The organism is Neobacillus endophyticus, assembly GCF_013248975.1.
GTDB classification, from domain to species: domain Bacteria; phylum Bacillota; class Bacilli; order Bacillales; family Cytobacillaceae; genus Neobacillus; species Neobacillus endophyticus.
The window spans coordinates 3,786,341-3,809,531 of record NZ_JABRWH010000001.1 but is presented as its reverse complement, the minus strand read 5'-3'; the positions used below and the strand labels follow the sequence as shown (position 1 = coordinate 3,809,531).

Here is a 23,191-nt window from a genome sequence, read left to right as displayed (position 1 = left end):
TTAACCCCCCATTATTTTCAAAATAGAATCCATCGAATCAAACATATTTTCAAAAAGAACCTTTAAGAGATAAAAGAATCCTGGTAACACTAAAATATAAACCAAAAAATACAGCATGATTTTAAGTGGTGGAGCAACAGCAAAGATATTCATTTGCGGTACAGTTCTGGCAATAATCCCAAATGAAACGTCCACAACGAAAAGTGTTCCGATAATCGGTGCGGCCATCATAAATCCGACCATAAACATCTGTTTGAGACACACTAAAAAGAAAGTGGATATCCGGCCATCCATCCATGCTGGAACAGAAGCTTTCAATGATACCCAGTCAAAGCTGGCTAAAACGCCTTGAAACAACAGGTGATGCGCATCCGTTGAGAAGAAAAATAAGATAGCTAAAATATTTTTCAGTCTTCCTGTCAGCTGCGTATTCGTATTAAAAGTTGGATCAAAAAGAGTCGCCATTGAAAATCCTGTTTGCAAGTCTATTAACGATCCTGCGAATTGAACTGAATAAAGCATGATGTTTGCCACTAATCCTAATACAATGCCGACAAAAAACTCTTTTAATGTTAAAAAGATCATCATATCTGTAGATACGGTCTGAATCTGTTCCTTTAATACACCCGTACAAAGTACAGCTAACATGAAGCTTAATCCAATTTTTAATGGTGCAGGTATTTGGCGACCTGAAATAACAGGGGCTACTAGAATAAATGTAGCGATTCGGACAAAAACTAATAAAAACGTAAACCATGTTGCTGCGTCCATCTCCATCACCTACCCTATATATTGAGAGAGGTTTCCCAATAAATCCTGGGTAAAACTTACAACATGCTGCAGCATCCACGCACCCAAAAATAATAATGTAAGCAGTACTGCTACGATTTTCGGAACAAACGAAAGGGTTTGTTCCTGAATTTGTGTAGTAGCTTGAAAAATACTGACTAAAAGTCCAACAACTAATGCAACACCGGCAATCGGCGCGACCACGATAAAGATGGTATACACGGATTGCTGAGCAATCCGTACGATCATTTCAGGAGTCAACTCTATCCATCCCTTCTTTAGAAGCTCATGAGCAATGATTTAATAATTAAATCCCAGCCATCTACTAGAATAAATAACAAAATCTTAAATGGCAGTGAAATCATAACTGGAGGCAGCATCATCATCCCCATTGACATCAATACGCTGGAAACAATCATATCAATGACTAGAAACGGGATAAAGATCATGAAACCCATTTGAAAGGCTGTTTTTAATTCACTGATTGTATAGGCTGGAACAAGTGCTCTTAAAGGAATATCCGTTACCTCTTTTGGCTGCTTAATTTTCGCATAATCCAGAAACAGGGCCAGGTCTTTCTCCCTTGTTTGTTTAGCCATAAATTCCTTCATCGGATCAGTTGCAGCTTTATAAGCCTGCTGTTGTGTAATTTTGCCTGCCATAAACGGCTGAAAAGCATTATCATTAACCTTTGAAAAAGTGGGACCCATGACGAAAAGAGTCAAAAACAATGCTAGTCCAATCATGACTTGGTTAGGTGGTATTGATTGAGTTCCTAATGCATTACGGACGAATCCTAAAACGATAATAATCCTGGTAAAGCATGTCATTAAAACAAGAATCGCAGGTGCAATCGACAATACCGTAATTAATAGAATAATACGCAAAGTATTTGATACACTGTTTGGATCACTTGAGCCAAGATTAATCCCAGGTAAAATGGTATCAGTAGGTGTTGCCGCGTGTGCAACTGAAAAGAATCCAAGTGTCAGAAGAGGAACGAGTAAAGCCAATTTTCTCAGCATAGTCATTACTCCTCTCCATTTTCTTGATGCATATTTTGCATATGCTTACGAAATACGGAATTCCAAACTTTTTTCGTATCCACTGGCAGCCACTTTTGCGTGACACCTTCACCTTGATTTTCAAAGCTTTCCAATAGATGCTGATATTCCTCACCTTGAGAAACAGTACGAATCAAATTAATACTATCACCAACTCCAATGATATAGATCGTCTGGCCGATCAGCATAATTTGCAGTGATTTATTATTGCCAAGACTGTGACCGCCTAAAGTAAGGATAGGTCCGCTAGATGGCAATAACCGATTCCGTTTTGAAAGAAAACGCAGGACTAATAACAATAAGCCAACAACTAATACAAAACAAACTATAAATTTGAAAAATAAGGGAAGAATTGATGAAGATTGCTGATCCGTTACAGGTGCTTTTGTTTGTACTGTTTGTTTCACACTTTTATGGATCGAGTCATAGACAGAGGGTTCTCCTGATGAACCCGCGGCATATATAGAGGGTTGAAAGGAAAATATCAAAAATAATAATACAGATAATGACATGAAACGTTTCATGGCGGTCTCCTTCCTTGGAGTTAGTTCTATTTTTTCATTATGCTTAAATTTAAAAGCATCATAATTAAATATATCAAGTATGTTTGTCCATCGAATCACTTAAGCAATGATTCTAATCTTTTTGATCGGGACATTTACAAATATACTACTTTTTCATCAAAAAGTGCAGTATATATTTATGGAAAAAAACCTATCAAAAAAATCAAAATTTTGATTATCAAATTTTTCTGGCATAGCGTAAAACAGCCATTTCATCAAGCATGGCTTGTTCCTTTTGCTCCATTTGTCTTTGAAATATAGCTAGAGATTTGGACTTCCATTGATTCCACATTTTCGCTTCCTGCGTTTTTTCAATTAAAACTTGTTGCTTCTGTTCAACTTGTTGATGAACTTGTTGGGATTGATGCGCCAATTCTTTCATTCGTTTGTTTATATGTTCGATTTCTTGCTGAAATTCGATCATTTCCCAGATAGTTTTTCGATCAACATGATTATATTGAGTAAAAGCGTTTTCCTTTACCTGCTCTAAATTTCCCATTTTTTCTTCTAATTCCATTGCTATCGTTCTGATTGTTCCGAATTCTTGTTCGGCAGCTTCTTTTTCTTTTTCTTTAAAGTCGAGGACTTTTTGAAAGGAAAACTGAAATTTCATCGCAACATCGCTCCAAATTGTGAAGTTAAGAAATTATGTGCTTCTTCTAGCTGGGAACTTTCATAAATACCTTGGTGTAAAAAATTATCCATAATTGGTTTTAATCGAATGGCTGCATCTATTTCTCTATTCGAACCTTTTTTATAGGCCCCAATATTGATCAAATCCTCTGCTTCATTGTAAGAGGACATTAATTGTTTAAAAGTTCGAGCTGCATTTTGATGTTCCTCTGATGTAATTTCCGTCATAACACGGCTTGCACTGTTTAATACGTCTATCGCCGGGAATATCCCTTTACCAGCAATGCCCCGGTTTAGAACAATGTGTCCATCCAATATCCCACGTACTGCGTCTGCGATTGGCTCATTCATATCATCACCATCAACCAGTACTGTGTAAATCGCCGATATCGAACCTTTAGGGCCTGTACCCGCTCGTTCCAAAAGCTGTGGAAGCATCGCAAATACTGAAGGAGTATAACCTTTGGTTGTAGGTGGTTCTCCAATGGCTAATCCGATCTCGCGCTGCGCCATGGCGAAACGTGTAACAGAATCCATTACAAGAAGGACATTTTTCCCCTGGTCACGAAAATATTCAGCAATAGATGTTGCTGTTAATGCTCCTTTAATCCGGATTAATGCCGGTTGATCTGATGTTGCCACAATGACCACAGACTTCTTTAATCCTTCTTCACCAAGATTTTGTTCCAAGAAGTCAAGAACTTCACGTCCCCTTTCCCCAATTAAGGCGATCACGTTTACATCAGCAGATGTATTACGGGAAATCATACCTAAGAGAGTACTTTTCCCCACACCACTACCGGCGAAAATCCCAACCCTTTGTCCCTTTCCCATTGTAAGTAAGCCATCAATTGTCCGCACTCCCACACTTAATGGAGAATGAATTCTTGGCCGGCTTAATGGATTTGGCGGGTTTGAATAGGCAGGTACCTCTTCCAAACCCATAGGCAATGGTTTTCCGTCAATTGGCTGGCCCAATCCATCTAGAACTCTGCCTAATAATTGCGGGCCGGCTTTGACCATCATTGGTTTACCGCTTGCAACTACATCGCAGCCAGGTCCAATGGAACGTACTTCTCCAAGTGGCATGAGCAATACTTTATTTTCTCTTATGCCAACTACTTCTGCTTGAATGGGAACTTGAGATTGTGCAGGATAGATCGAGCATAGTTCTCCTATCCGCACGTCAGGGCCTTGGGACTCAATCGTCAAGCCAATAATTTGAGTGATTTTACCATTAACTCTTACGGGGTCTATATTGCGAATAAGCTTAACATAATGGTCAGTTGATAATATCACTTTCCTGCTCCCTGCCTCTCGCCTCTAGAATTACTTTTTTAATTTCTTCAATCTGAGTATCAATTCGGGCATCCACGCTTCCATAAGCAGTTCTAATCACGCATCCTTTTGGAGATACTGAGTGATCAGGCAAGATTTTAAACTCTGTCTCACCATTTACAACTGAAATTAGATGGGCCCTTTGTCCTTGAATAAAATCAAAATCATCCGGATGAACGCAGACGGTTATATACTCTTTTTCTTTAAAACGAAGAATATGCTGCTTGACTAAATCGACAAATTTGTCTGGATGTTCGGAAAGTTCCTGCTTGATGATTTGCGAGGCAATCACCGTACTTAATTCAATAAGAAACGGTTCGGCTTCTGATATGATTGCTGCTTTTTGTTCATATGCTTGGTTAAGAAGCTGATTTGCCTGGTTTAGTTTTTCTTCATATTCTTGTCTAATTTGTTGAATAGCTTCTTGTTTGCCGATTTCTATCCCCTCTTGATAGCCTGCTTCTTTGGCTTCTTGGGAGATAGCCGCCAGTTTTTGGTGATTATCTTCCCACCATAGATTTATTTTCTCAGATGCAGCCTCTTCCATTGAATGTGCATCCTGTTCGGCCTTTTCAATAATGGATTTAGCTGTTTCATTAGCTTCTTGAATAATTTGATACTCATTTAAATTGTTATCACCCTGGTATTCCTGGTGACTATCAGAACCATTTTCATGATTCAACGCTTGTTTCATTGGAACATAAGGTTTGCTGATCACTTTAATGTCATCGAGCAAGGATACATTAGATGCTTTGAAAACTTTAGAGTACGAATTCATCTGTTCCACCTCGAGAAATGACAATCTCACCCATATCCTCTAAGCGGCGAATAACAGAAACAATTCTTCCTTGTGCTTCTTCGACATCTTTGACTCTGACTGGCCCAAGAAATTGCATTTCTTCCTCGAATGTTTCCTGCATGCGCTTGGACATATTTTCCATAATGACTTTCTTGACCTCTGGGCTTGCAGCTTTCAAGGATAGCAGTAAATCTTGATTTTCAACTTCTTGAATAACACGCTGGATCGCACGGCGGTCGAGACTGATAATATCCTCGAATACAAACATGCGTTTTTTGATTTCTTCCACTAGTTCTTTATCATTCATTTCTAAATGCTCAAGAATGCTCTTCTCAGTACCGCGATCCACACCATTAAGAATACTTACAATGGAATCGATACCACCCACTACAGTGAAATCTTGACGAATAGTGGTCGCAAGTTTCTTCTCTAAGATTTGCTCAACCTCTTTTATAACTTCCGGTGAGGTTTGTTCCAATAAGGCAATTCTTCTGGCCACATCTGATTGAAGATCACCAGGCAGTGAAGATAGAATTAAGGATGCCTGCTCTTGCTCTAAGTGCGCCAAAACTAATGCAATGGTTTGCGGATGTTCATTTTGTAAGAAATGATAGATTTGCATTGGATCAATTCGGCGTGCAAAATCAAATGGTTTAACTTGCAGCTGAGTTGTTAATCGCTGAATAATTTGATTTGCTCGATCCTTCCCAAGTGCATTTTCCAACACATCCTGTGCATAATTAATACCGCCCATCGCTAAGAAATCTTGAGCAATACACATGTCATGAAATTCCTGTAAGACTTCTTCTTTCTCAGATGTATCCACTTTATGAATACTTGCAATAGAAAGTGTAAGCTGATCAATCTCTTCTTCCTGCAAATGTTTGAAGACTTTTGAGGAAGCCTCCTTTCCCATAGAAATAAGCAAGATTGCCGCTTTTTGTCTACCATTTAACTTTAATCCTGTTGCCATGGGAATTAAACCTCCTCATCATTCAGCCATGTTCTAATTACTTTAGAGAAATCTTCCGGTCTTTGGTCAAGCAATTTTTTCAACTGTTTTTCTACCGTTATTTCCTGCTCTGCAAAATAGTCAGCTTCTTCAGCCGGCTTTTTAAATGATAATAACGGTTCGATTTCCTCATCCAATTCATCTTTTTTACGTTTGCGCGCAATTAGCCAAATGACTCCACCAATTAATAACAATCCAGTAGCAATAGCACCGCCGATCATCAGCCAATTATTCTGCTGACCGCTAGTAGCTGAAAGCTGATTGTCAGCAAATGTATGTGGGAAAATCGTAATGCGCTGGTCAATATCACTTTGGGTCATATTTGGATGCCCAAGAGCTGTACGTACAGTATTAGAGATAATATTTCGAATCGCAGCATCTGTAGCCTTTGATAATTTATTATTTTTCGCATCTGGCTGTACACCGACGTTAATCGTAATATCATCAATTTGATACGGACTTTTTACAATCTGATTATTAATATGATTAACTTCATAGTTCACAATATCATGTGTTTCATCGTAGGTATTGTTACCGCCAGAGCTCGTCCCCGTATATCCAGGTACATCTGTTGATCCCGTTCCCACTACACCTCCGGCACTTGAACCGGCTCCCTTTGAAGAGATCGCAGATTTATCGGAACTAATGACAATTCCATTATTATTTTTATCAACGGGTTGTACTAGCTTCTCTTCTGTTTTCACTTTATCAAAATTCATTTTGACAAAAGTTTGAACATATACCTTGTTTGTTCCAAGAACAGTCGATAATAAACTTTGAAGATTTTGCTGAATTTCATTCTGTTCCTGTTGCTGAATTTTTTGCTGCTGAGTATATGCCGATTGATCACTACCATCACTACCATCACTAGAAGAATCCGTCGTTAATTCCTCACTATACTGATTCATAATCGAGATATTTGACATCGGCAAATTTGGAACACTTTTTGAAACTAGTGTATAAAGTGCACGTATCTGACCAGAATCAAGCTGCGTACCCGGTGCAACCTCAACCATAACGGAAGCACTGGCTTTTTGCTGGTTATCTTGAGTAACAAAAACGGAATTATCAGGTAATGTTAAAATAACACTTGCATTTTTAATGCCATCTACACGTTTCAAAACATCTGCAATCTGGTTTTGCATTGCCTGACGTTCAAGTATATTATATTGACGGTCTGTTGCACCAAAAGAAAGGTTATTACTAAACACATCATAGTTGATGGTGTTATTCTGTGGGTAACCCTTGGAAGCAAGTGTAACAACTAAGTTAGCTGCATCTTTTTGCGGAACCATGATCATGGTTCCGTTTTGGCTAAGCTGATAACTCGAATATCCTTCTTTATCCAACTCTGCTTTAATATCCCCTACGTCTTTAGTGGTTAAATCACCGGAATACAATGGCACGTATTGCGGCCGAGACGCAAAATATATAAAGACTGAAAGAGTTAAGAAAAGAAACAGAAATGTCCCAATAAATATCCACTTTTGTTTCGAGCTTCGCGCTTTCCAATAGTTACCGAAGCGCTCACCTGTTTGTTTGATTTGATCTGTCCATGATCGATTCATTTCTCACCCTGCCCAGCTTTCCGTCATACTTTATATCTGCATCTGCATAATATTTTGATATGCTTCAACAGCTTTATCTCTTACTGAAACGGTTAATTGCAATGCTAACTTCGCTTTTTCCGATGCAATCATAACATCTTGAACATTATCAATTTGTCCTGTTGCCAATTTGGTTGTCAGATCGTCAGACTGTTTTACAGTTGAGTCAACATTTTGAAGATATCCTTGGATTACATTGGAAAACGATGTTTTCGCATTACTCGACTGTACTTTTTGAAAAGGATTTTGATTTATATTGATTGGTGATGTACCAACACCTGTTATATTCATCTATTTTACCTCCTAGCTGCCCAATTCTAATGCTTTCATCGCCATTGATTTACTTGTATTGAACGCAGTAACATTCTCTTCATAAGATCTTGATGCAGATAATAAATCCACCATCTCTTTTGAAACATCGACATTTGGCATCATGACATAACCGCTAGAATCAGCATCAGGATTAGAAGGGTCATACACTCTGTTAAATGGAGTGTTGTCATTTACAATTCCAGCCACTCTTACACCTTGAAGACCTGATTGTGACTGCTGTTGTAATTGCCCTTGCAATACTTGACTGAATGAGCTGACTCTTGGTTCCATAACCACCATTTTACGTTGATATGGAATCCACTTCCCATTTACATAAGAACCACGAGTAGTCTGTGCATTCGCAATATTGGAGGAGACAACATCCATCCGCAAACGTTGAGCAGTTAAAGCGGAGGCGCTGATATTTAATGAATCAAACATGATTACGAGCTCCTTCCTGTTATCGCAATCGATAATTGCTGAAACTGATTGTTCATCTGTTTCGATAAGGAATTAAACCAAAGCGCATTTTTCGCCATATTTGTCATTTCTTGATCCACATCGACGTTATTTCCATTGTTTTGCATAACAGTTGAGTCATCTTCGACTACTTGTGGAGCAGGAAGATCAGAAGAATCTCCAATTGGAAAATGACGCGGGTCTGTTGTTTTTCCAACAAAATTTGATGTTTGATTATTTAAATGTTGTTTAAGGATATCTTCAAAGACAACTTGTTTTGCTTTATATCCTGGTGTTTCTGCATTCGCTATATTATTCGTTATGACGGATTGTCGTAAACTTGCGGCATTTAATGCCGATTGCAGGAGGTTGATATTTGTCATTTCAATTCCTCTCCTTCCGTGCCTTCTATTACTTTTTGATGCATTCAAAAATATATCAAAATAAAAATGTACTAGATCAATATACTAGAAAAAATATTATTAATCTACAACTATTTGTTGGCAAATATAATTGAAGTTCATTTATCGAAGTTTTTAAAAAGCTGATTCTTACTATGCTCTTAGCTGATTATAAAATTTCGTTACGCCATTTACCCAATAATTGTTAAGTCCTGTTGGATCATTCCCAGCGCCTACAGGTGCATATTTGTGACCAATCTCGGCTATACTACTTAAGCCAGCACCCAAATAATTTTTGCTCAAATTTCGAGCCGTATCCATGATGCATGCTTCAACAGATGAATAAGATTTTAATCCATCAGAGCCCATTACACCAGCAACATTATTTTTTTCGTAAGCTGCATTTGATTTACCATTAGCCGATTCGTGTTTGGTGATCGCTGCTAACAGCGCAGGATCAACATTGTAAAGTTTCCCTGCTTGGATAAAGACTTGCCCCATGCCCGTTAGTTTTCCATCTAATTGCGAATTAAGCTGATCGGCATTGATAGAGTGGAAATTTAATGGCTGGTTATTATTAAGCGACAAATTTCCTAACAGAGCATCATTTGTATTTAATGGACTAGTTCCAATTAATGAATCAGTGCTTGAGCTGTCATCTGATGAATTCCCAGTGAGCGAGTCAGCTATATTACCATATGATGAAATATTCCCCAAAAGGGAACTGACGCCACCTGAATTTAAACCTAATGCAGAAATGAGGGAATCCATTCCTGTATTATTGGATGACAACATATTACCTAATCCATTATCCGCTGTGGAATTCATATTTGAGGGATCAGATGCCAAGGAATCATTTTCTGTTTGCAGCAATAGTTGATTTAATACAGCTGCGAGTACACTACCGAATTGAGAAGACCCTGAAGCTTGCGATGGCAAATTTTGATTCTGTGAAACCGGATTTAACTGCGCTTGCATCGTTCTAGCTAGGGAATTATCACCGATTTTCATCCATATTCTCCTTTCAACAAAGTGAATTTTGTCAAACTTGGAAGATTAGCTGTTGTTAGGAAAATTTAAAAAACGCGTTTATACAGAATCTGCTTTTCAAGTTAAACATACAAACTAATCCCATTCTTAACTTAAAATATTATATATATGAACCAACCCAACCAATTGGGTATTGATCGTTTAAAATCCAATTGTTCCTTTTAAAATCCCGCAAATATCTTTAACATATTCATCCGGCAACATGGATATATATTTAAGCTGTCCATCGTGGATATTAGCTTCAACAAGTATAATCGTATTTGGGTCGTTATCTTTCTTTAATGCAAGAATTTGTTTCCCCTTGTATACTACATTTTTTATTAAATAGTAGGTATCTTTTTCAGGGGTCTCAACCATTATTTTCATTGGTTTTAGGAAGAATGGCTTATTTTTTTTATATTCTATAAAATTATAAACCTTATTACCGATATTTTGACCTATCAAAAATTCTTGCCGCCCCATGTCTTTCTTCCTCTCCATTTACATGAAAATAATAAGGTTAATAGTTAGTGCATACTAGGACTATGACCCTTTACCTCTTATATTACATAATTCGACAATTTATTTCAATATCATGTCATAATTATGGAGAATTTACCTATCGAATTGTTAATTAAACCCAACTAACCGGACTATCAAACTATTTTATTTATATAGTTATTTATTAGAAAAATACCGTTCTTTTTAACGAAAAACATAGAGAACGCTCATCTATTTTATTATATTACAAAAACAAAAAAAGTGTGAGTCATACAAAATGGTAATTTTTGATGACTCACACTTTTTCGGTTTTGTATTTGAAATTTTTGTCGAATTTTGATTAATCTCAAGTTATGCTGGCATTTAACCTAAGTTTATTAAGCTTTTCTTATTTGATTAAACCAGCAATTACTTTATCCATTTTCTTTTTTTAGTATATCAGTAAAGCTGTTGTCCATTCGTTGAATATCTAGTAGCAGCTTTTTTGATCACCTGATAATAGGAAATGAGGATTACTCTCTCGGTCCTCATTGTGGTCCATCATCTTCAAGCCTTTGCACTAAGCTTCATTGCATTGGACCATGTTTCCATCAGTTCTACTGCAAATCCTTCGACTTCTTCCAATATGTTTTCGTCTTTTTTTCGATTTGCTTCAATTAATCGTCGCTTCATGTAATCGTATAGTGGAAGCAATGTCTCAGAAACAGCATAATCTTTGTTTAAGGTTGCAATAAATTCTGTTATTATATCTTGTGCCCTTACATTATAATTATGACTCTCAGGTAAATTGTTATTTTGAATTGCCATTTTTGATAATCGAATAAATTTCACCAAACCTTGATAAAGCATGAAAGTTAATTCTTCAGGTTTTGATGTAGTGACTGCTTGTTTTTGATATGTTTGATATGGATTTCCAAAAGCCATGAATACATACTCCTTTCAAAATTCATTAGCTGTTTCTATTTATTTTATCGGTTAAAATGAGAAATAGTTAAGAGATAGGATAGGAAAATTAATTTTTTTCAATTTAAAAAGTTATTCCAAATGGAATAACTTTTAACTTCCTACCTGTAACACAAGGCCAAACCCATCAATAATATAATTAAGTCTTTGATTATAGGACTTTAAGTTTTGAATTTTTGCCGCATCACCAAGCTGATTAAATGAGGTAATTTCCATTGCTAACTTTGCAACTTCTTTCTGCAACTCGTCATTGCGCTTTTTCTCGAGCATTAATTGTTGTTCTTTTTTTACTAATGAATCTTGAAGGGCCAATTTTTCACTATTGACCTTAGATTTCATGGATTCTATTTCCTGTGATGCATGTTGATTTTGAAGCGCCATATTAGTGAGTTGATATAAACTTCTAAGTAATTCATTTAAATTAAGTCCAGGCAATTTTTGTACATTGGTGATTAGTCCAGATAAAATATCGAGCAAATCATCATCCTTTGGAGCTGCAATTGTTTGATTCACTTGAGTTTGGGCTGGAATATCTGCGATTATTTGCGCTGATAACACCGGAAGATCTTTTTGATTAATAGTGGTGAATTGGACTCCTTCAAATGACTCATTTTGTTTTTCGTCTTTTGATTTAATTATCGTATAATATTTGTAATTAACGGATTGGTAGCCACGGTTAAGGAGTTTAGCAATTTCATCTAATATTTCTGTAATATTTATGCCCCATTCTTCCTGCTGGCGATCATTAATATAATGAAACATGAAATCAATCTCATTTTTTGTCCATTTTCGATTAATTTTCTTCGATGATTCATGTGCCTGCTCTGAAAGTTCTTCACCATAAACATTCATCATCATCAAATGATTAAAATACCAAACTAAAGATCCGGCTTTAAGATTATTCTTCGTTTCCAATTCATGAATGAACTCTTCCTCTGATGCTCCAATTTGTTGATTTCTTAAAACTTCCTTTATCTCAAAAAGTGCCAATTTCAAACTCATATGAATACCCTCCAACAATTTAACTTTATATGTACGTTCTTAATAAAGCACAAAAATAGAGTTTTGTCTAATAGTTCTCTTGATTTTGATTTCATTTTTAATTTTTCCTGAACGTATTTTCTACAATAGGATTCGCTATTAATCAATCATTTATGGGGATAAATCAAAAATTACTATAAATTTCATGTATAATACAATTATATAAAACCTGTAAGTATATGTAAACCAATTGTTTGTTATATGAAAAAAATCCTCTTGAATCAAGAGGATTTTTATCTAATTAATCTTATTATCGAATTTTTGATCTGTTTTGACGTTGTTTTTCAAAACAATATTGAAGAATTTTCTGTTGATCTTTTGTTTCAATTGAATTGAATTTTACCGCAATATTTTTCTTCCCGATTTCTTTTAGCACATCAACCCTGATAATCTCTCCTTTAAAAGAAACAGATGTTGTTTCATCATTTGAATTATCAGGAACAAATACCATACCCAAAACCTCTTCGCCTATAGTGAATTCCTCAACCATGTCGCATGAGCATAACAATCCGCCAGCACTAATGTTTACCGTGCTTAATTTCGTCTCTTTCAAAGCTAGGCGTAAACTTGCATTTACACGAAAGTTTTCTCTTTCCTGAATCTTTTTTATCTCTTCTTCCTTTGGTTTTCTTATCTTAACTAGAAGAATGTTTTCAATTTTTTTCCCTAATATTTCTGTTACAAATTCATATTTGCTTTCTCCACTTGCATATATAATTTCAATTGGAGAACCTGTTAGCAGTGAACCCAAAATGGTTCGATCTGTAGGAAACGTAATGAAAATTTCTTCATCCTGAATATCGGCAACAACAGACTTCCAAGTTTCATCACGATTGTTAATTTTAAACTGAATATTTTGGCCTACCTTGGGATACAAAGTGTTCCACCCCTTAAATTTCTCTAATCTATTTTCTCTTTATTATTATAGTATAAAATGCCCATTTAGGCTATACCGACAGTGGAAACCTATACTTCTACAAAAAAATGAACTGCACCCGTTTGGGCAGTTCGATTTTTTTGAAATTATATTCCAGTAATTATTTTAAGAAGTCCACCAAACTAGGTTGAATGATTTTCGCGCCAGCTGATAATGCAGAGTTGTAAACTGCTTGTTGTGCACTAAAATTAGTGTATGCTTGCGCAATATCGACATCTACTTCATTTGACATTAAATTATTCGTGGATTGCTCCAGCCCGTCTAATCGGGAACTGCTCAAATCCATTCGATTCATCCGTGCTCCTAAATCTGAGCGAATTGTAATCACATTATTTATTTGAGCATCTAGGTTATTTAGTTGATCTGAAGGATTTGTCCCATTGTCAATACTGTCCGTGATGCTTTTTAAAACATTAAACATACCGCCATTTTGATTAAATACCTGATTACCTGTCACATTAATTTGTACTGTTGAACCTTTGCCAACTTGATAATTCACAGCACCATTATTATTAGAAACAGCCGGGGGATTTTGAGATCCATCACATGGTGCAGTTGTGGTCGCTGTTCCCCCAAATAGGTATCTTCCACCAATCTCAGAATTGCCAACTTCAACAAGATGCCCGCTTAGCTGTGTTATTTCATCCTTAATGGCCTGAAGGTCAGTGGAACTATTCGTACTGTTGCCCGCTTGGACCGTTAATTCACGAACACGCTGCAAGACTTGTGTGACCTCGTCTAATGAGCTGTCTGTGGATTGCATCCAGCTTGAACCATCGCTCACATTGCGTTTGTATTGATCAATTTCATTTAGAGTAGATTGATAATTCATGGCCCTAACGGCAGCTACAGGGTCATCTGAAGGCTTGTTAATCTTTTTACCAGATGAAAGCTCCTGTTGGGTTTGTGATAAATTACGATAGTTCGTTTGCAAGTTTGCCAATAAAGTTTGATTCATCATGGTTTGGGTAATCCGTGTACTCATTAGGCACCTCCTGATACATTCATTTTACGTTATTGAGTTTATCTTGTAGCTCCCATCCCGTTTATCACTTTATCCAGAACATCATCCATCGTTGTGACAACACGAGCTGCAGCATTATAGGCTTGCTGAAAGCGAACCATATTTGTCATTTCCTCATCAAGTGAAACACCAGAAACGGACTGACGTTGGTTATCCACCTGAGTAACTAGCGTCTGAGTATTATTTTGCATTCGCTGGGCTTGCTGTGAACTTACACCTAATTGTCCAATTATATTTTGATAATAATCATCAGCGGTTGCACTTGTACCATTTACATTCAATATGGTCGTTTTAAGGTTCGCTATAGCCATTGCGTTGTTTCCATCCCCAGCATTCGGTGTGCTGGCAGCAGCAACTTTATTAAGGTCACTTGCTATATCAGGATTTACAGTCCAGTTTATCGATTTTGTATAATCCAAATTCGTATTAGTGGGATCACTGCTATCCACAAAAAAGTTCAACCCAGCAGTTTGACCTGATGGAGAGGGATTGTTAATATCATCTAAGTTATAAGCCTGCCCTTGTGCACTATGCAGTTGGTTCACTTGACTTACGAACGAATTTTCTAAATTAGTCAACTTCGTTTGCATATCAGGGATAATATTTGTATATGAATCAATGCGGCCAAGTAGTTCACCTGATTGTAATGAAACAGAAGTTCCATTTACGGAAATCTGGTCTGAACTTCCACCAGGGCTTGGGTAAGTAATATTGTTGTTTGTTTTCCCTTGAACAATTGCCTGATTGCCAACAAATACGTCCACCATCCCGTTTCCAGCACTAGATGGCTTAACATCAACGTTAACCATTTTGGATAATTGATCAAGTAGAACATCACGTTTATCATATAAGTCATTTGGCTGATATCCATTTGGAACTAACTTAGAGATTTGATCATTTAATGCCCCAATTTGCTGGGTAAGAGAATTTACATTACTGACATCCACTTGGATGACATTGTTTAAATCCGATGACATTTGATTTAATTGATCATTTGTATATTGAAAGGACTCCGCTAGCGCTTGTCCACGTTGGACAACAACCGCACGAGCTGAAGCACTGTCGGGAGTTTTTGATAGTTCTTGCCAACTTTGCCAAAATTGATCCATGGCGTTAGCTATTCCACTATCAGATGGTTCATTCATGATTCCTTCAATTTTTGTATAGGCATCAGAAGTAGCAGTATAATAACCCAAATCCTTATTTTGGCCACGATATTGAACATCCAAATAATCTTCTCTTAATCTGCTAATTTTGTTAACTTCTACACCAGTCCCAAGTTGTCCAGCACTTGCATCATTGCTCATGCCCACATAAGGAATGGCATTGGTTGCCTGCAGTTCAGCACGCTGGCGAGTGTACCCGTCTGTATTGGCGTTTGCAATATTTTGTCCAGTTGTATTTAACGCTGCCTGTTGAGCGAAAAGTGCTCTCTTCCCCAACTCCAGCCCCATAAATGTGGAAGTCATGATTTCTCCTCCAATACTAAAAATAAAGAACTATATTTTTGCATCTAAAAGCTTTGCCGACCTAACATGTGATTTATTTCCATATCCGATTGAAGGCTCTTTCGGCATAATGATGTTCATAGAATATTGTATATATGATAAAGCCATCTTGATCAGCTCTTGATTACTTTTATTCAGTTGAATCAGTTCATTCACAAGTTTTCGGAGCTGCCCGATCGTTTTGGCAAGAAATTGTTTTTCCAGTGGCTGGTCTATCGTTTGGATGAATTGATCAATTGTTAGAGATTGATTTACAAGTCCCTTTTCAACCAATACTGCCTTCAGCACTGCTTCCCTCTGTGCCTCCAGCTTTTGGATGAGGTCTGTATATTTACTTTCTTTACTTATAATGGTTTGTAATTCGGGAGCTTTGCCTTCAACGAGGATTGTCCGTTTCTCCTCCGCCAACCTTAGTAGCTGTTGATGAGCCTCTACCATATAAGTCAATGTTTGTTTAAGTTTTTGTAATGATTCCATATACACTCACCCTTAAGTTCGATTTACTTATCCCAGAAATCCAACATTTTTTGAGCAACTTTTTGGCTGTCTACTTGATAAGTTCCATTCGATACTTGTTCTTTCAGTTGTTCAATTCGTTTTTGGCGGTCAGCTTGATCTGATTTCATGGCTTGATAAATTTCTTGACCGCTTGAAGAGATATTGACTACATCCTTATTAGAAGCTTTATTAGTATTTGTTTTATTACGATTTATTTGATTTTGATACGGGTTTAATCCGTATTTCACATCATTAATTCTCATGATAATTCCGATCTCCTTTTTGTCCCCTTTTTTATTAGTATCGGCAGAGTATAAATTAAGTTTAATTATGATTAAAAATAATTTAGCAAATGAACTCTTATTTTCCCTATACGGTTATCATCATTTCATTATACTCTATTTTTCGATGATTTTTTAGAATAAAATCCTGTAAAAAAGAACACAAATAAAAAGAGGGACATACTCTTACTGCCCCTCAAAAAATACTTACTCTCCTAATTTAAATTTTTTAATCTCATTATCCAATTGCTCTGACAATTCTTTTAGCCCATTTGAATGTTGGGTAAATGAGTTCATGGTTGCAGAGATTTCCTCTGTGGAAGCAGAAACTTCCTCTGTTGCAGCTGCTGTTTGTTGTGAAACGGCAATGATACTTTCAATTTCCTGACTAACCACTTCTTTATTGGAATGGCTTCCCTTAATGGAAGTTTCCACATCTGCCACTTTTTGGCCCAAATCACGAACGGCTGATAAAATATCATTGAAAATGGATTTCGTTTCTGATACAGCATCCTCTTGTTCGTGAACAGCCTTATTGGTTCTTTCCATCGCATTTACAGCGTTTTTCACAACCAATTTAATGCTATCGACGATTCGCTTGATTTCAACAGCTGATGCACGAGATTGTTCTGCTAAATTGCGAACTTCATTGGCTACAACCGCAAAACCTCTACCATGCTCACCTGCTCTTGCAGATTCAATCGAAGCATTTAATGATAATAGGTTGGTTTGATCTGTAATTTTTGTAATAACATCAATAATGGAATTAATTTCTTCCATTCGCACATCTACTTCATTCACAATCGAAGCTACTTCTGAAGTAGTCGTTTTAGTTTCATTAGATTTTTCTGAGAGCAAGACAATTCGCTCTAACCCTTTACCGCTCAATTCCATTGAACGATCTGAGACAGTGTTCATTTCTTCTGTAGAATCAGATACATCATCCAATTGGTTTGATAAATTTCTCATTTGATCTGAACTTGTCTGAACGTTTCTTGCTTGAAGGTTTGCCCCTTGTGCGATTTCTTCAATGGCCAGTGCTACTTCAGATAATGCAGCATTCGTTTCTTTTGTCATGATGGAAAGGTGGGCAGATGTATCTAAAACAGTCTTAGATGTTACCCCTACTTTTCTTAAAGATGCTGATAATTGTTCCATTGTATCATTGAAGCTTTGTTCTAATTCTTTAAATTCGTCATTTGTATTGACAGATACTCTGGCAGTGAAATCTCCATGAGATGCGGTTTCTAATGCATCCTTAACAGTTGTAATATTTCTGGAAATCCGTTTACCTAAGAAATAAGCACAAACAGCAGACAGTACGCCAAATACTATCGTTAACAACCATCCAATATTTCGAATATAATTGGCATCATTGGTAATTTCAGATTTGTCTAAAACCGAAATAAATTTCCAGCCAGTTCGATTATTGGTGGTAAAAGAAGAAAATTTATCGACCCCATTTAATTGGTATTCGCTGTTTCCTTCATTTTGTTTCTTAAGATCATCCGCTAAGGCAAGATTAGTTGGTAAGGCTGACCCTATTTTTTTAGAATCTGGGTTGTATATATAATTCCCATCATTACCAATGATCGTCATATAACCATTTTTTCCAATTTGGATCGATTTCATCGATTTAGAGAAATTATCCATACTAAGGTCTATTCCGATGACCCCGACAAGATTTCCACTATCATCCTTAACCGCCTGTGAAATCGTTAGTACTAATTTGTTGGTAACAGCGTCTTTATAAGGCGGGCTGTAAAAAGGCTTTCCATCATTATTAACAGCACCTTTATACCAAACTCTCGAAGTCCAATCAATACCAGGTGGCAGTTGAGAAGCTGGAGCCAAAACCATTTGATTTTTAGTCGTTGCAAAATAGACATTTAGATACTCGTTGTTAGTATTCAATGTATCATTCAATAAAAAATTTCCGTATTTAGCATTTTCCGGATTTTGATAAAATTGCTTAAAATCAACATTATTGGAGAGCAAGCTGATTTGGCTGACAACCCCTTGGATTTTATAATCCAGGCTGTCGCTGGCTTGCTTCGTTACTTGCAGTGTCGCCTGACCGTATTGTTTGCCGATTACATTTTGTGTGATGGCATTTGATACAACGGCAATTGATATCGTAGGGATAATTGCAACCGCTGTCATTCCTGCAATTAACTTTGTTTTGACTGAATTCCACTTATACTTTGACGATCTATTTGATTTTTCCATTCATAGTCCTCCATGATGATTAATTTTTAATGAAGCCTATTCCATCAATACCTCTTAATAAGATCATTAATGGAAAACAATATTCTCACCCCTCCTATGTTTTAAACTCTATTAAACTTATCGAACGAATCAAAAAAATGTTTAGTATATTTATAAAATTAATAAATACCAAAATTTGTTTTGATAAGTTTTTGTAAATTTTGATAGATAGTTATAGTTTAGAAGTCACTCATCTGTTATATTAAACCCATGGTGTAAGCAGATTCATCACGTTTTTCGAAAAAAACGTTTTTTGATGTTTTTTTGATTTAATAGTTTTTTGTGAAGGAGAATGATAATGAAAATTAAAACTAAATTATTCATTGGAATTGGCATTTTAATTCTTTTAATGATTGGTGCTTTAGGGATATCCTACAAACTAAATCATAACTCCCAAGAATCTTATAATGACATAATCCAGAATAGTGAAAATATCCGTTTCGATATAAAATCAATCCAGTTTAGATTAGCTGGTGTATCTAATGATGAAAGAGGATATTTATTAACGAGTGATCCTCAATACACTACAGAGATGAAAAGCAAAAAAGATGAAATTAATCAATTTATTGCTAGTTTAAAAAAATTAAAGCTAGATGAAAATGATACAAACATGTTAAATGAAATTGAAGGGAAATATTCAGCATTCTTAAATGCGAGTGACCAAGTCGTCCAAGCTTTCCAGCTTGGTGATGTAGAGAGGGCTAAACAAATTCATTTTGAAGATGAAAGAAATGCCCGAAAAGCGCTCGATCCATTAATTTCACAATTTTTATCGAATAAAGATAACTCAATGAAAAAAAATATAAATAACTTAAGCCATGATATTCAAATTGGAAACGACATACTCATCTTTATTGGGCTCCTCTTTATTGGACTGGGGGTTGTAATTGGTTTTAGCTTATTCCGTTCCATCATCAAACCAATTCAGTTAGTTCACCTTCAATTACAAAAAATAGCCGAAGGTGAAGGAGACTTAACAACAGAAATTGAAATTAAAACGAATGATGAAATTTCACATCTTGCTATTTCATTTAACGAACTGATCAAGAGTCTCCGTCATCTGATTGTGCAAGTTAGAAACAACACAGAATTAGTTGCTGAATCTGCTGAACATTTAACAGCTATTGCAGAACAAACAAGTAAATCAACAGAAGAGATTTCCAACGCCATGTATGAAGTTGCTTCTGGTACAGAAAAACAATCTCAAATTGCAGAAGAAACTTCTAAAACAATCAATGAAATGTCGATTGGAGTTCAATTAATTGCTTCTAATTCTCAAGTTGTTTCCAATACAGCAGTAGAAGCTACAGAAAAAGCTTCCATTGGCGGCCAGGCAGTAAAAACAGCTGTCAATCAAATGAGCTCCATTCGACAAACAGTAAATGGATTATCACATATCATCAAAGAGCTTAACGATCATTCAAATGAAATTGGGCAAATTATTGAGGTTATAACAGGAATTGCCGCACAAACAAACCTTCTTGCATTAAATGCGGCAATTGAAGCTGCCAGAGCTGGAGAGCATGGAAAAGGCTTTGCTGTCGTAGCTGATGAAGTACGCAAATTAGCGGAACAATCTGCGGATTCTGCTCAGCAAATTTCACAGCTTGTTGCCATGATTCAAGAAGAAACAAAGAAAGCTGTCCAATCAATGGACAACACCACTAAAGAAGTTTTATCGGGCATTGGTGTCATTAACTCAGCAGGCCAATCTTTTGATGAAATTCAGGATACCGTTCATATCGTTACTTCTCAAATACAGGAAGTTGCTTCAGCAGTTCAAGAAATGGCTGCCGGCACCAATCAAATTGTTCATTCCATCCAGAACATTACGAATGTTTCAGAAACAGTAGCAGCAGGTACACAAGAGGTCTCAACAGCAGCCGAAGAACAATCTGCGTCAATGAATGAAATCACTTCATCAGCCTCTTCCTTATCGACAATGGCTGCTGATCTACAAAAGTTGATAGGCAGATTTAAAGTATAAATTACATTTTTGTTCTAATGTTTCATATAAGTTCGATTACGCTAATAAAAAAGTCTCGGCAAATACTTGCCAAGACTTTTTTATTAGCGTATTTGTTTGAAAGGTTTATTTTAAAGATTTACTCATGTAATTTAAATTTCTTAATTTCATCATCCAATTGCGCTGATAATTCTTTCAATCCGTATGAATGCTGGGTAAAGGAATTCATTGTCGCAGAAATTTCTTCTGTGGAAGCAGAAACCTCCTCGGTTGCAGCTGCTGTTTGCTGAGACACCGCGATAATACTTTCAATCTCCTGACTGACTACTTCTTTATTTGTTTGACTATCTTTGATAGACATTTCCACATCGGTAACTTTTTGCGCTAAATCGTTAATAGCTGATTGAATTTGATCGAAAATGGCTTTCGTTTCTATTACTGCCTCATCTTGTTCATTGACAGCCATATTTGTACGCTCCATTGCATGAACGGCATTTTTTACAACCGATTTGATGCTGTCGACTATTTTTTTGATTTCCACTGCAGATGCTCTTGATTGCTCAGCCAAGTTACGAACTTCATTGGCCACTACTGCAAATCCTTTTCCATGCTCCCCTGCTCTGGCTGATTCAATCGAAGCATTTAGAGACAATAGATTGGTTTGATCAGTAATTTTTGTAATCACATTAATTATGGAGTTTATTTCTTCCATTCTCACATCCACTTCTTTTACAATGGAAGCAACTTCTGAAGTATGTGATTTCGTTTCTGTCGATTTTTCAGACAGCAAAACAATTCGTTCCAATCCTTTGCTGCTTAGTTCCATGGAACGCTGTGATACGCTATTCATATCTTCTGTGGATACATGAACATCATCCAATTGATTGGACAAATCTCTCATTTGGTCTGAGCTTGTTTGGACATTTCTCGCTTGCAAGTTCGCCCCTTGAGCAATTTCTTCAATTGCCAGCGCCACTTCAGATAATGCTGCATTTGTTTCACTTGTCATCATCGACAAGTGTGCAGAAGTATCAAATACTGTCTTAGATGTTTCGCCCACTTTACGCAACGAGATCGATAACTGTTCCATTGTGTCATTAAAACTTTCTTCCAAATCTTTAAATTCGTCATTTGTATTTACGGAAACTCTCGCTGTAAAATCTCCTTGTGCAGCTGTTTCCAATGCAGACTTTACAGTATTAATATTTTTCGAAATACGTTTTCCAAGAATATACGCACTCAAGGCAGATAATACACCAAAGATAGCCGTTAAGATCCATCCAATATTACGAATGCTGTTAGCAGTTTGCGTAATTTCAGAACGATCTTCTATAGAAATAAATTTCCAGCCTGTATTTTTGTTCGTTGTGAAGGTTGAGAATTCATCCGATCCATTTAATTGAAAATTGCTGCTACCTTCATCATCTTTATTCACATTATTCCATATGTTTTTAGGGAAATCCGTACCTATTTTTTTGGCATCTGGATTATAAATGTATTTCCCATCGTCACCCACGATCGTCATATACCCTTTATTGCCAATCTTAATTTTCTCCATTGCTTTCGAAAAATTATCCATATTGAGGTCAATTCCCAATACACCGACGATATTACCGCTCTGGTCTTTAACCGCTTGGGCAATGGTAAGAACCAATTGGCCTGTCCCTTCATCCTTATATGGTTCACTATAGAAAATTTTCCCGTCTTTTGCTACTGCTCCCTGATACCAATCGCGCTGAGTGGGATCATAGTCTTTAGGAAGTTCCGTTGTTGGGGCACTCAACAGTTCCTTTTTGGATGTACCATAATACACAAATGCATAATCCTTATTTGTTTTTAACGTTCCATCTAACAGATAATACCCATATTGACTGTTCATCGGATTTTGATAATATTGGGTAAAATTTATATTGTTTGCCAACAAATGCACTTGATTGGCCACACCTTCAATTTTGTAATCCAAACTCGTACTGATCTGTTCGGACAATTGTAAGTTATTTTGAGTTGTTTGTTTGTCAATAATATTTTGGGTTACCACATTCGATATGATGGCTATGGTGATCGTTGGTATAATCGCAACCGCTGTCATTCCAGCTACCAGCTTGTGATTTACCCGATTCCATTTGAACTTTTGTTTAGCCTGTTCCATGACTTACACCTCCGCTTTCATATGATTTACTATGTACAAAATGGCTGCG

General features: G+C 36.5%; 24 protein-coding genes. 1 reads left to right on the top strand and 23 read right to left on the bottom strand.

Features of this window, described 5'->3' with window-relative positions; all coding sequences use genetic code 11:
- The 22 genes from fliR to HPT25_RS18700 all read right to left on the bottom strand — a co-directional run bounded on the left by fliR (position 1) and on the right by HPT25_RS18700 (position 18,988).
- Positions 1-777, bottom strand: coding sequence for a flagellar biosynthetic protein FliR (gene fliR / locus HPT25_RS18805; protein WP_246277366.1), 777 nt, complete (start codon positions 775-777; stop codon positions 1-3).
- 3 nt (positions 778-780) lie between these two features.
- Positions 781-1,050 (bottom strand): flagellar biosynthesis protein FliQ, encoded by a 270-nt coding sequence (gene fliQ / locus HPT25_RS18800; protein WP_246277227.1) that lies wholly within the window; start codon positions 1,048-1,050, stop codon positions 781-783.
- Positions 1,051-1,067: 17 nt separating this feature from the next.
- Complete coding sequence (fliP, locus tag HPT25_RS18795) at positions 1,068-1,814, bottom strand: flagellar type III secretion system pore protein FliP (protein WP_173067645.1); 747 nt, start codon at positions 1,812-1,814, stop codon at positions 1,068-1,070.
- 5 nt (positions 1,815-1,819) lie between these two features.
- On the bottom strand, positions 1,820-2,377 hold the full coding sequence (locus HPT25_RS18790; RefSeq protein WP_173067642.1) for a flagellar biosynthetic protein FliO: 558 nt from the start codon (positions 2,375-2,377) through the stop codon (positions 1,820-1,822).
- A gap of 217 nt (positions 2,378-2,594) precedes the next feature.
- Positions 2,595-3,029, bottom strand: a complete 435-nt coding sequence (gene fliJ / locus HPT25_RS18785) for a flagellar export protein FliJ (protein WP_173067638.1) — start codon at positions 3,027-3,029, stop codon at positions 2,595-2,597.
- A complete protein-coding gene (fliI, locus tag HPT25_RS18780; protein WP_376767982.1) occupies positions 3,026-4,345 on the bottom strand; it encodes a flagellar protein export ATPase FliI in 1,320 nt (439 codons plus the stop codon). The genes fliJ and fliI overlap by 4 nt, the downstream gene beginning before the upstream one ends.
- Entirely contained in the window at positions 4,332-5,165 is an 834-nt protein-coding gene (locus HPT25_RS18775; RefSeq protein ID WP_173067632.1) for a FliH/SctL family protein, read from the bottom strand. The genes fliI and HPT25_RS18775 overlap by 14 nt, the downstream gene beginning before the upstream one ends.
- Positions 5,149-6,159, bottom strand: a complete 1,011-nt coding sequence (fliG, locus tag HPT25_RS18770) for a flagellar motor switch protein FliG (protein ID WP_173067629.1) — start codon at positions 6,157-6,159, stop codon at positions 5,149-5,151. Before fliG ends, HPT25_RS18775 begins: the two co-directional genes overlap by 17 nt.
- A 5-nt stretch (positions 6,160-6,164) precedes the next feature.
- Positions 6,165-7,766, bottom strand: coding sequence for a flagellar basal-body MS-ring/collar protein FliF (fliF, locus tag HPT25_RS18765; protein ID WP_173067626.1), 1,602 nt, complete (start codon positions 7,764-7,766; stop codon positions 6,165-6,167).
- A 30-nt stretch (positions 7,767-7,796) separates the two neighbouring features.
- Positions 7,797-8,096, bottom strand: a complete 300-nt coding sequence (gene fliE / locus HPT25_RS18760; protein WP_173067624.1) for a flagellar hook-basal body complex protein FliE — start codon at positions 8,094-8,096, stop codon at positions 7,797-7,799.
- Between the two features lie 12 nt (positions 8,097-8,108).
- Entirely contained in the window at positions 8,109-8,558 is a 450-nt protein-coding gene (gene flgC / locus HPT25_RS18755) for a flagellar basal body rod protein FlgC (RefSeq protein WP_173067621.1), read from the bottom strand.
- A gap of 2 nt (positions 8,559-8,560) precedes the next feature.
- Positions 8,561-8,959, bottom strand: coding sequence for a flagellar basal body rod protein FlgB (flgB, locus tag HPT25_RS18750; protein ID WP_173067618.1), 399 nt, complete (start codon positions 8,957-8,959; stop codon positions 8,561-8,563).
- Positions 8,960-9,130: 171 nt separating this feature from the next.
- Complete coding sequence (locus tag HPT25_RS18745; protein ID WP_173067616.1) at positions 9,131-9,988, bottom strand: glucosaminidase domain-containing protein; 858 nt, start codon at positions 9,986-9,988, stop codon at positions 9,131-9,133.
- A gap of 180 nt (positions 9,989-10,168) precedes the next feature.
- Positions 10,169-10,507, bottom strand: coding sequence for a hypothetical protein (locus HPT25_RS18740; protein WP_217269753.1), 339 nt, complete (start codon positions 10,505-10,507; stop codon positions 10,169-10,171).
- A gap of 546 nt (positions 10,508-11,053) precedes the next feature.
- On the bottom strand, positions 11,054-11,431 hold the full coding sequence (fliS, locus tag HPT25_RS18735; protein ID WP_173067611.1) for a flagellar export chaperone FliS: 378 nt from the start codon (positions 11,429-11,431) through the stop codon (positions 11,054-11,056).
- Between the two features lie 132 nt (positions 11,432-11,563).
- Positions 11,564-12,472, bottom strand: coding sequence for a hypothetical protein (locus HPT25_RS18730; RefSeq protein WP_173067609.1), 909 nt, complete (start codon positions 12,470-12,472; stop codon positions 11,564-11,566).
- A gap of 289 nt (positions 12,473-12,761) precedes the next feature.
- On the bottom strand, positions 12,762-13,388 hold the full coding sequence (locus HPT25_RS18725) for a flagellar brake protein (protein ID WP_173067606.1): 627 nt from the start codon (positions 13,386-13,388) through the stop codon (positions 12,762-12,764).
- A gap of 160 nt (positions 13,389-13,548) precedes the next feature.
- A complete protein-coding gene (gene flgL / locus HPT25_RS18720) occupies positions 13,549-14,433 on the bottom strand; it encodes a flagellar hook-associated protein FlgL (protein ID WP_173067604.1) in 885 nt (294 codons plus the stop codon).
- Positions 14,434-14,471: 38 nt separating this feature from the next.
- The gene (gene flgK, locus HPT25_RS18715; protein ID WP_173067602.1) at positions 14,472-15,941 is read right to left on the bottom strand and encodes a flagellar hook-associated protein FlgK; all 1,470 of its coding nucleotides are present in this window, start codon (positions 15,939-15,941) and stop codon (positions 14,472-14,474) included.
- Between the two features lie 30 nt (positions 15,942-15,971).
- Positions 15,972-16,457, bottom strand: a complete 486-nt coding sequence (locus tag HPT25_RS18710; RefSeq protein ID WP_173067599.1) for a flagellar protein FlgN — start codon at positions 16,455-16,457, stop codon at positions 15,972-15,974.
- 23 nt (positions 16,458-16,480) lie between these two features.
- On the bottom strand, positions 16,481-16,741 hold the full coding sequence (flgM, locus tag HPT25_RS18705; protein ID WP_173067598.1) for a flagellar biosynthesis anti-sigma factor FlgM: 261 nt from the start codon (positions 16,739-16,741) through the stop codon (positions 16,481-16,483).
- A 225-nt stretch (positions 16,742-16,966) separates the two neighbouring features.
- A complete protein-coding gene (locus HPT25_RS18700) occupies positions 16,967-18,988 on the bottom strand; it encodes a methyl-accepting chemotaxis protein (RefSeq protein ID WP_173067596.1) in 2,022 nt (673 codons plus the stop codon).
- 337 nt (positions 18,989-19,325) lie between these two features.
- On the opposite strand from HPT25_RS18700, the gene HPT25_RS18695 reads away from it, so the two are divergent.
- Positions 19,326-21,014: a methyl-accepting chemotaxis protein gene (locus HPT25_RS18695; protein WP_173067593.1), complete on the top strand. Its 1,689-nt coding sequence runs from the start codon at positions 19,326-19,328 to the stop codon at positions 21,012-21,014.
- A 118-nt stretch (positions 21,015-21,132) separates the two neighbouring features.
- Here HPT25_RS18695 and HPT25_RS18690 read toward each other — a convergent pair whose 3' ends face one another.
- Positions 21,133-23,142 (bottom strand): methyl-accepting chemotaxis protein, encoded by a 2,010-nt coding sequence (locus HPT25_RS18690; protein ID WP_173067590.1) that lies wholly within the window; start codon positions 23,140-23,142, stop codon positions 21,133-21,135.
- Between the last annotated feature and the right edge of the window lie 49 nt (positions 23,143-23,191).

What these genes read in the sequence shown, in the direction of transcription:
- flgB (WP_173067618.1), bottom strand. Translation starts at nt 8,959, where the DNA reads ATGACAAATATCAACCTCCTGCAATCGGCATTAAATGCCGCAAGTTTA.
- HPT25_RS18790 (WP_173067642.1), bottom strand. Translation starts at nt 2,377, where the DNA reads ATGAAACGTTTCATGTCATTATCTGTATTATTATTTTTGATATTTTCC.
- HPT25_RS18710 (WP_173067599.1), bottom strand. Translation starts at nt 16,457, where the DNA reads ATGGAATCATTACAAAAACTTAAACAAACATTGACTTATATGGTAGAG.
- fliS (WP_173067611.1), bottom strand. Translation starts at nt 11,431, where the DNA reads ATGGCTTTTGGAAATCCATATCAAACATATCAAAAACAAGCAGTCACT.
- fliJ (WP_173067638.1), bottom strand. Translation starts at nt 3,029, where the DNA reads ATGAAATTTCAGTTTTCCTTTCAAAAAGTCCTCGACTTTAAAGAAAAA.
- fliP (WP_173067645.1), bottom strand. Translation starts at nt 1,814, where the DNA reads ATGCTGAGAAAATTGGCTTTACTCGTTCCTCTTCTGACACTTGGATTC.
- fliE (WP_173067624.1), bottom strand. Translation starts at nt 8,096, where the DNA reads ATGAATATAACAGGTGTTGGTACATCACCAATCAATATAAATCAAAAT.
- HPT25_RS18740 (WP_217269753.1), bottom strand. Translation starts at nt 10,507, where the DNA reads ATGGAGAGGAAGAAAGACATGGGGCGGCAAGAATTTTTGATAGGTCAA.
- HPT25_RS18695 (WP_173067593.1), top strand. Translation starts at nt 19,326, where the DNA reads ATGAAAATTAAAACTAAATTATTCATTGGAATTGGCATTTTAATTCTT.
- fliF (WP_173067626.1), bottom strand. Translation starts at nt 7,766, where the DNA reads ATGAATCGATCATGGACAGATCAAATCAAACAAACAGGTGAGCGCTTC.
- HPT25_RS18775 (WP_173067632.1), bottom strand. Translation starts at nt 5,165, where the DNA reads ATGAATTCGTACTCTAAAGTTTTCAAAGCATCTAATGTATCCTTGCTC.
- flgL (WP_173067604.1), bottom strand. Translation starts at nt 14,433, where the DNA reads ATGAGTACACGGATTACCCAAACCATGATGAATCAAACTTTATTGGCA.
- flgK (WP_173067602.1), bottom strand. Translation starts at nt 15,941, where the DNA reads ATGACTTCCACATTTATGGGGCTGGAGTTGGGGAAGAGAGCACTTTTC.
- HPT25_RS18730 (WP_173067609.1), bottom strand. Translation starts at nt 12,472, where the DNA reads ATGAGTTTGAAATTGGCACTTTTTGAGATAAAGGAAGTTTTAAGAAAT.
- HPT25_RS18745 (WP_173067616.1), bottom strand. Translation starts at nt 9,988, where the DNA reads ATGAAAATCGGTGATAATTCCCTAGCTAGAACGATGCAAGCGCAGTTA.
- fliG (WP_173067629.1), bottom strand. Translation starts at nt 6,159, where the DNA reads ATGGCAACAGGATTAAAGTTAAATGGTAGACAAAAAGCGGCAATCTTG.
- HPT25_RS18700 (WP_173067596.1), bottom strand. Translation starts at nt 18,988, where the DNA reads ATGGAAAAATCAAATAGATCGTCAAAGTATAAGTGGAATTCAGTCAAA.
- flgM (WP_173067598.1), bottom strand. Translation starts at nt 16,741, where the DNA reads ATGAGAATTAATGATGTGAAATACGGATTAAACCCGTATCAAAATCAA.
- fliR (WP_246277366.1), bottom strand. Translation starts at nt 777, where the DNA reads ATGGAGATGGACGCAGCAACATGGTTTACGTTTTTATTAGTTTTTGTC.
- flgC (WP_173067621.1), bottom strand. Translation starts at nt 8,558, where the DNA reads ATGTTTGATTCATTAAATATCAGCGCCTCCGCTTTAACTGCTCAACGT.
- HPT25_RS18690 (WP_173067590.1), bottom strand. Translation starts at nt 23,142, where the DNA reads ATGGAACAGGCTAAACAAAAGTTCAAATGGAATCGGGTAAATCACAAG.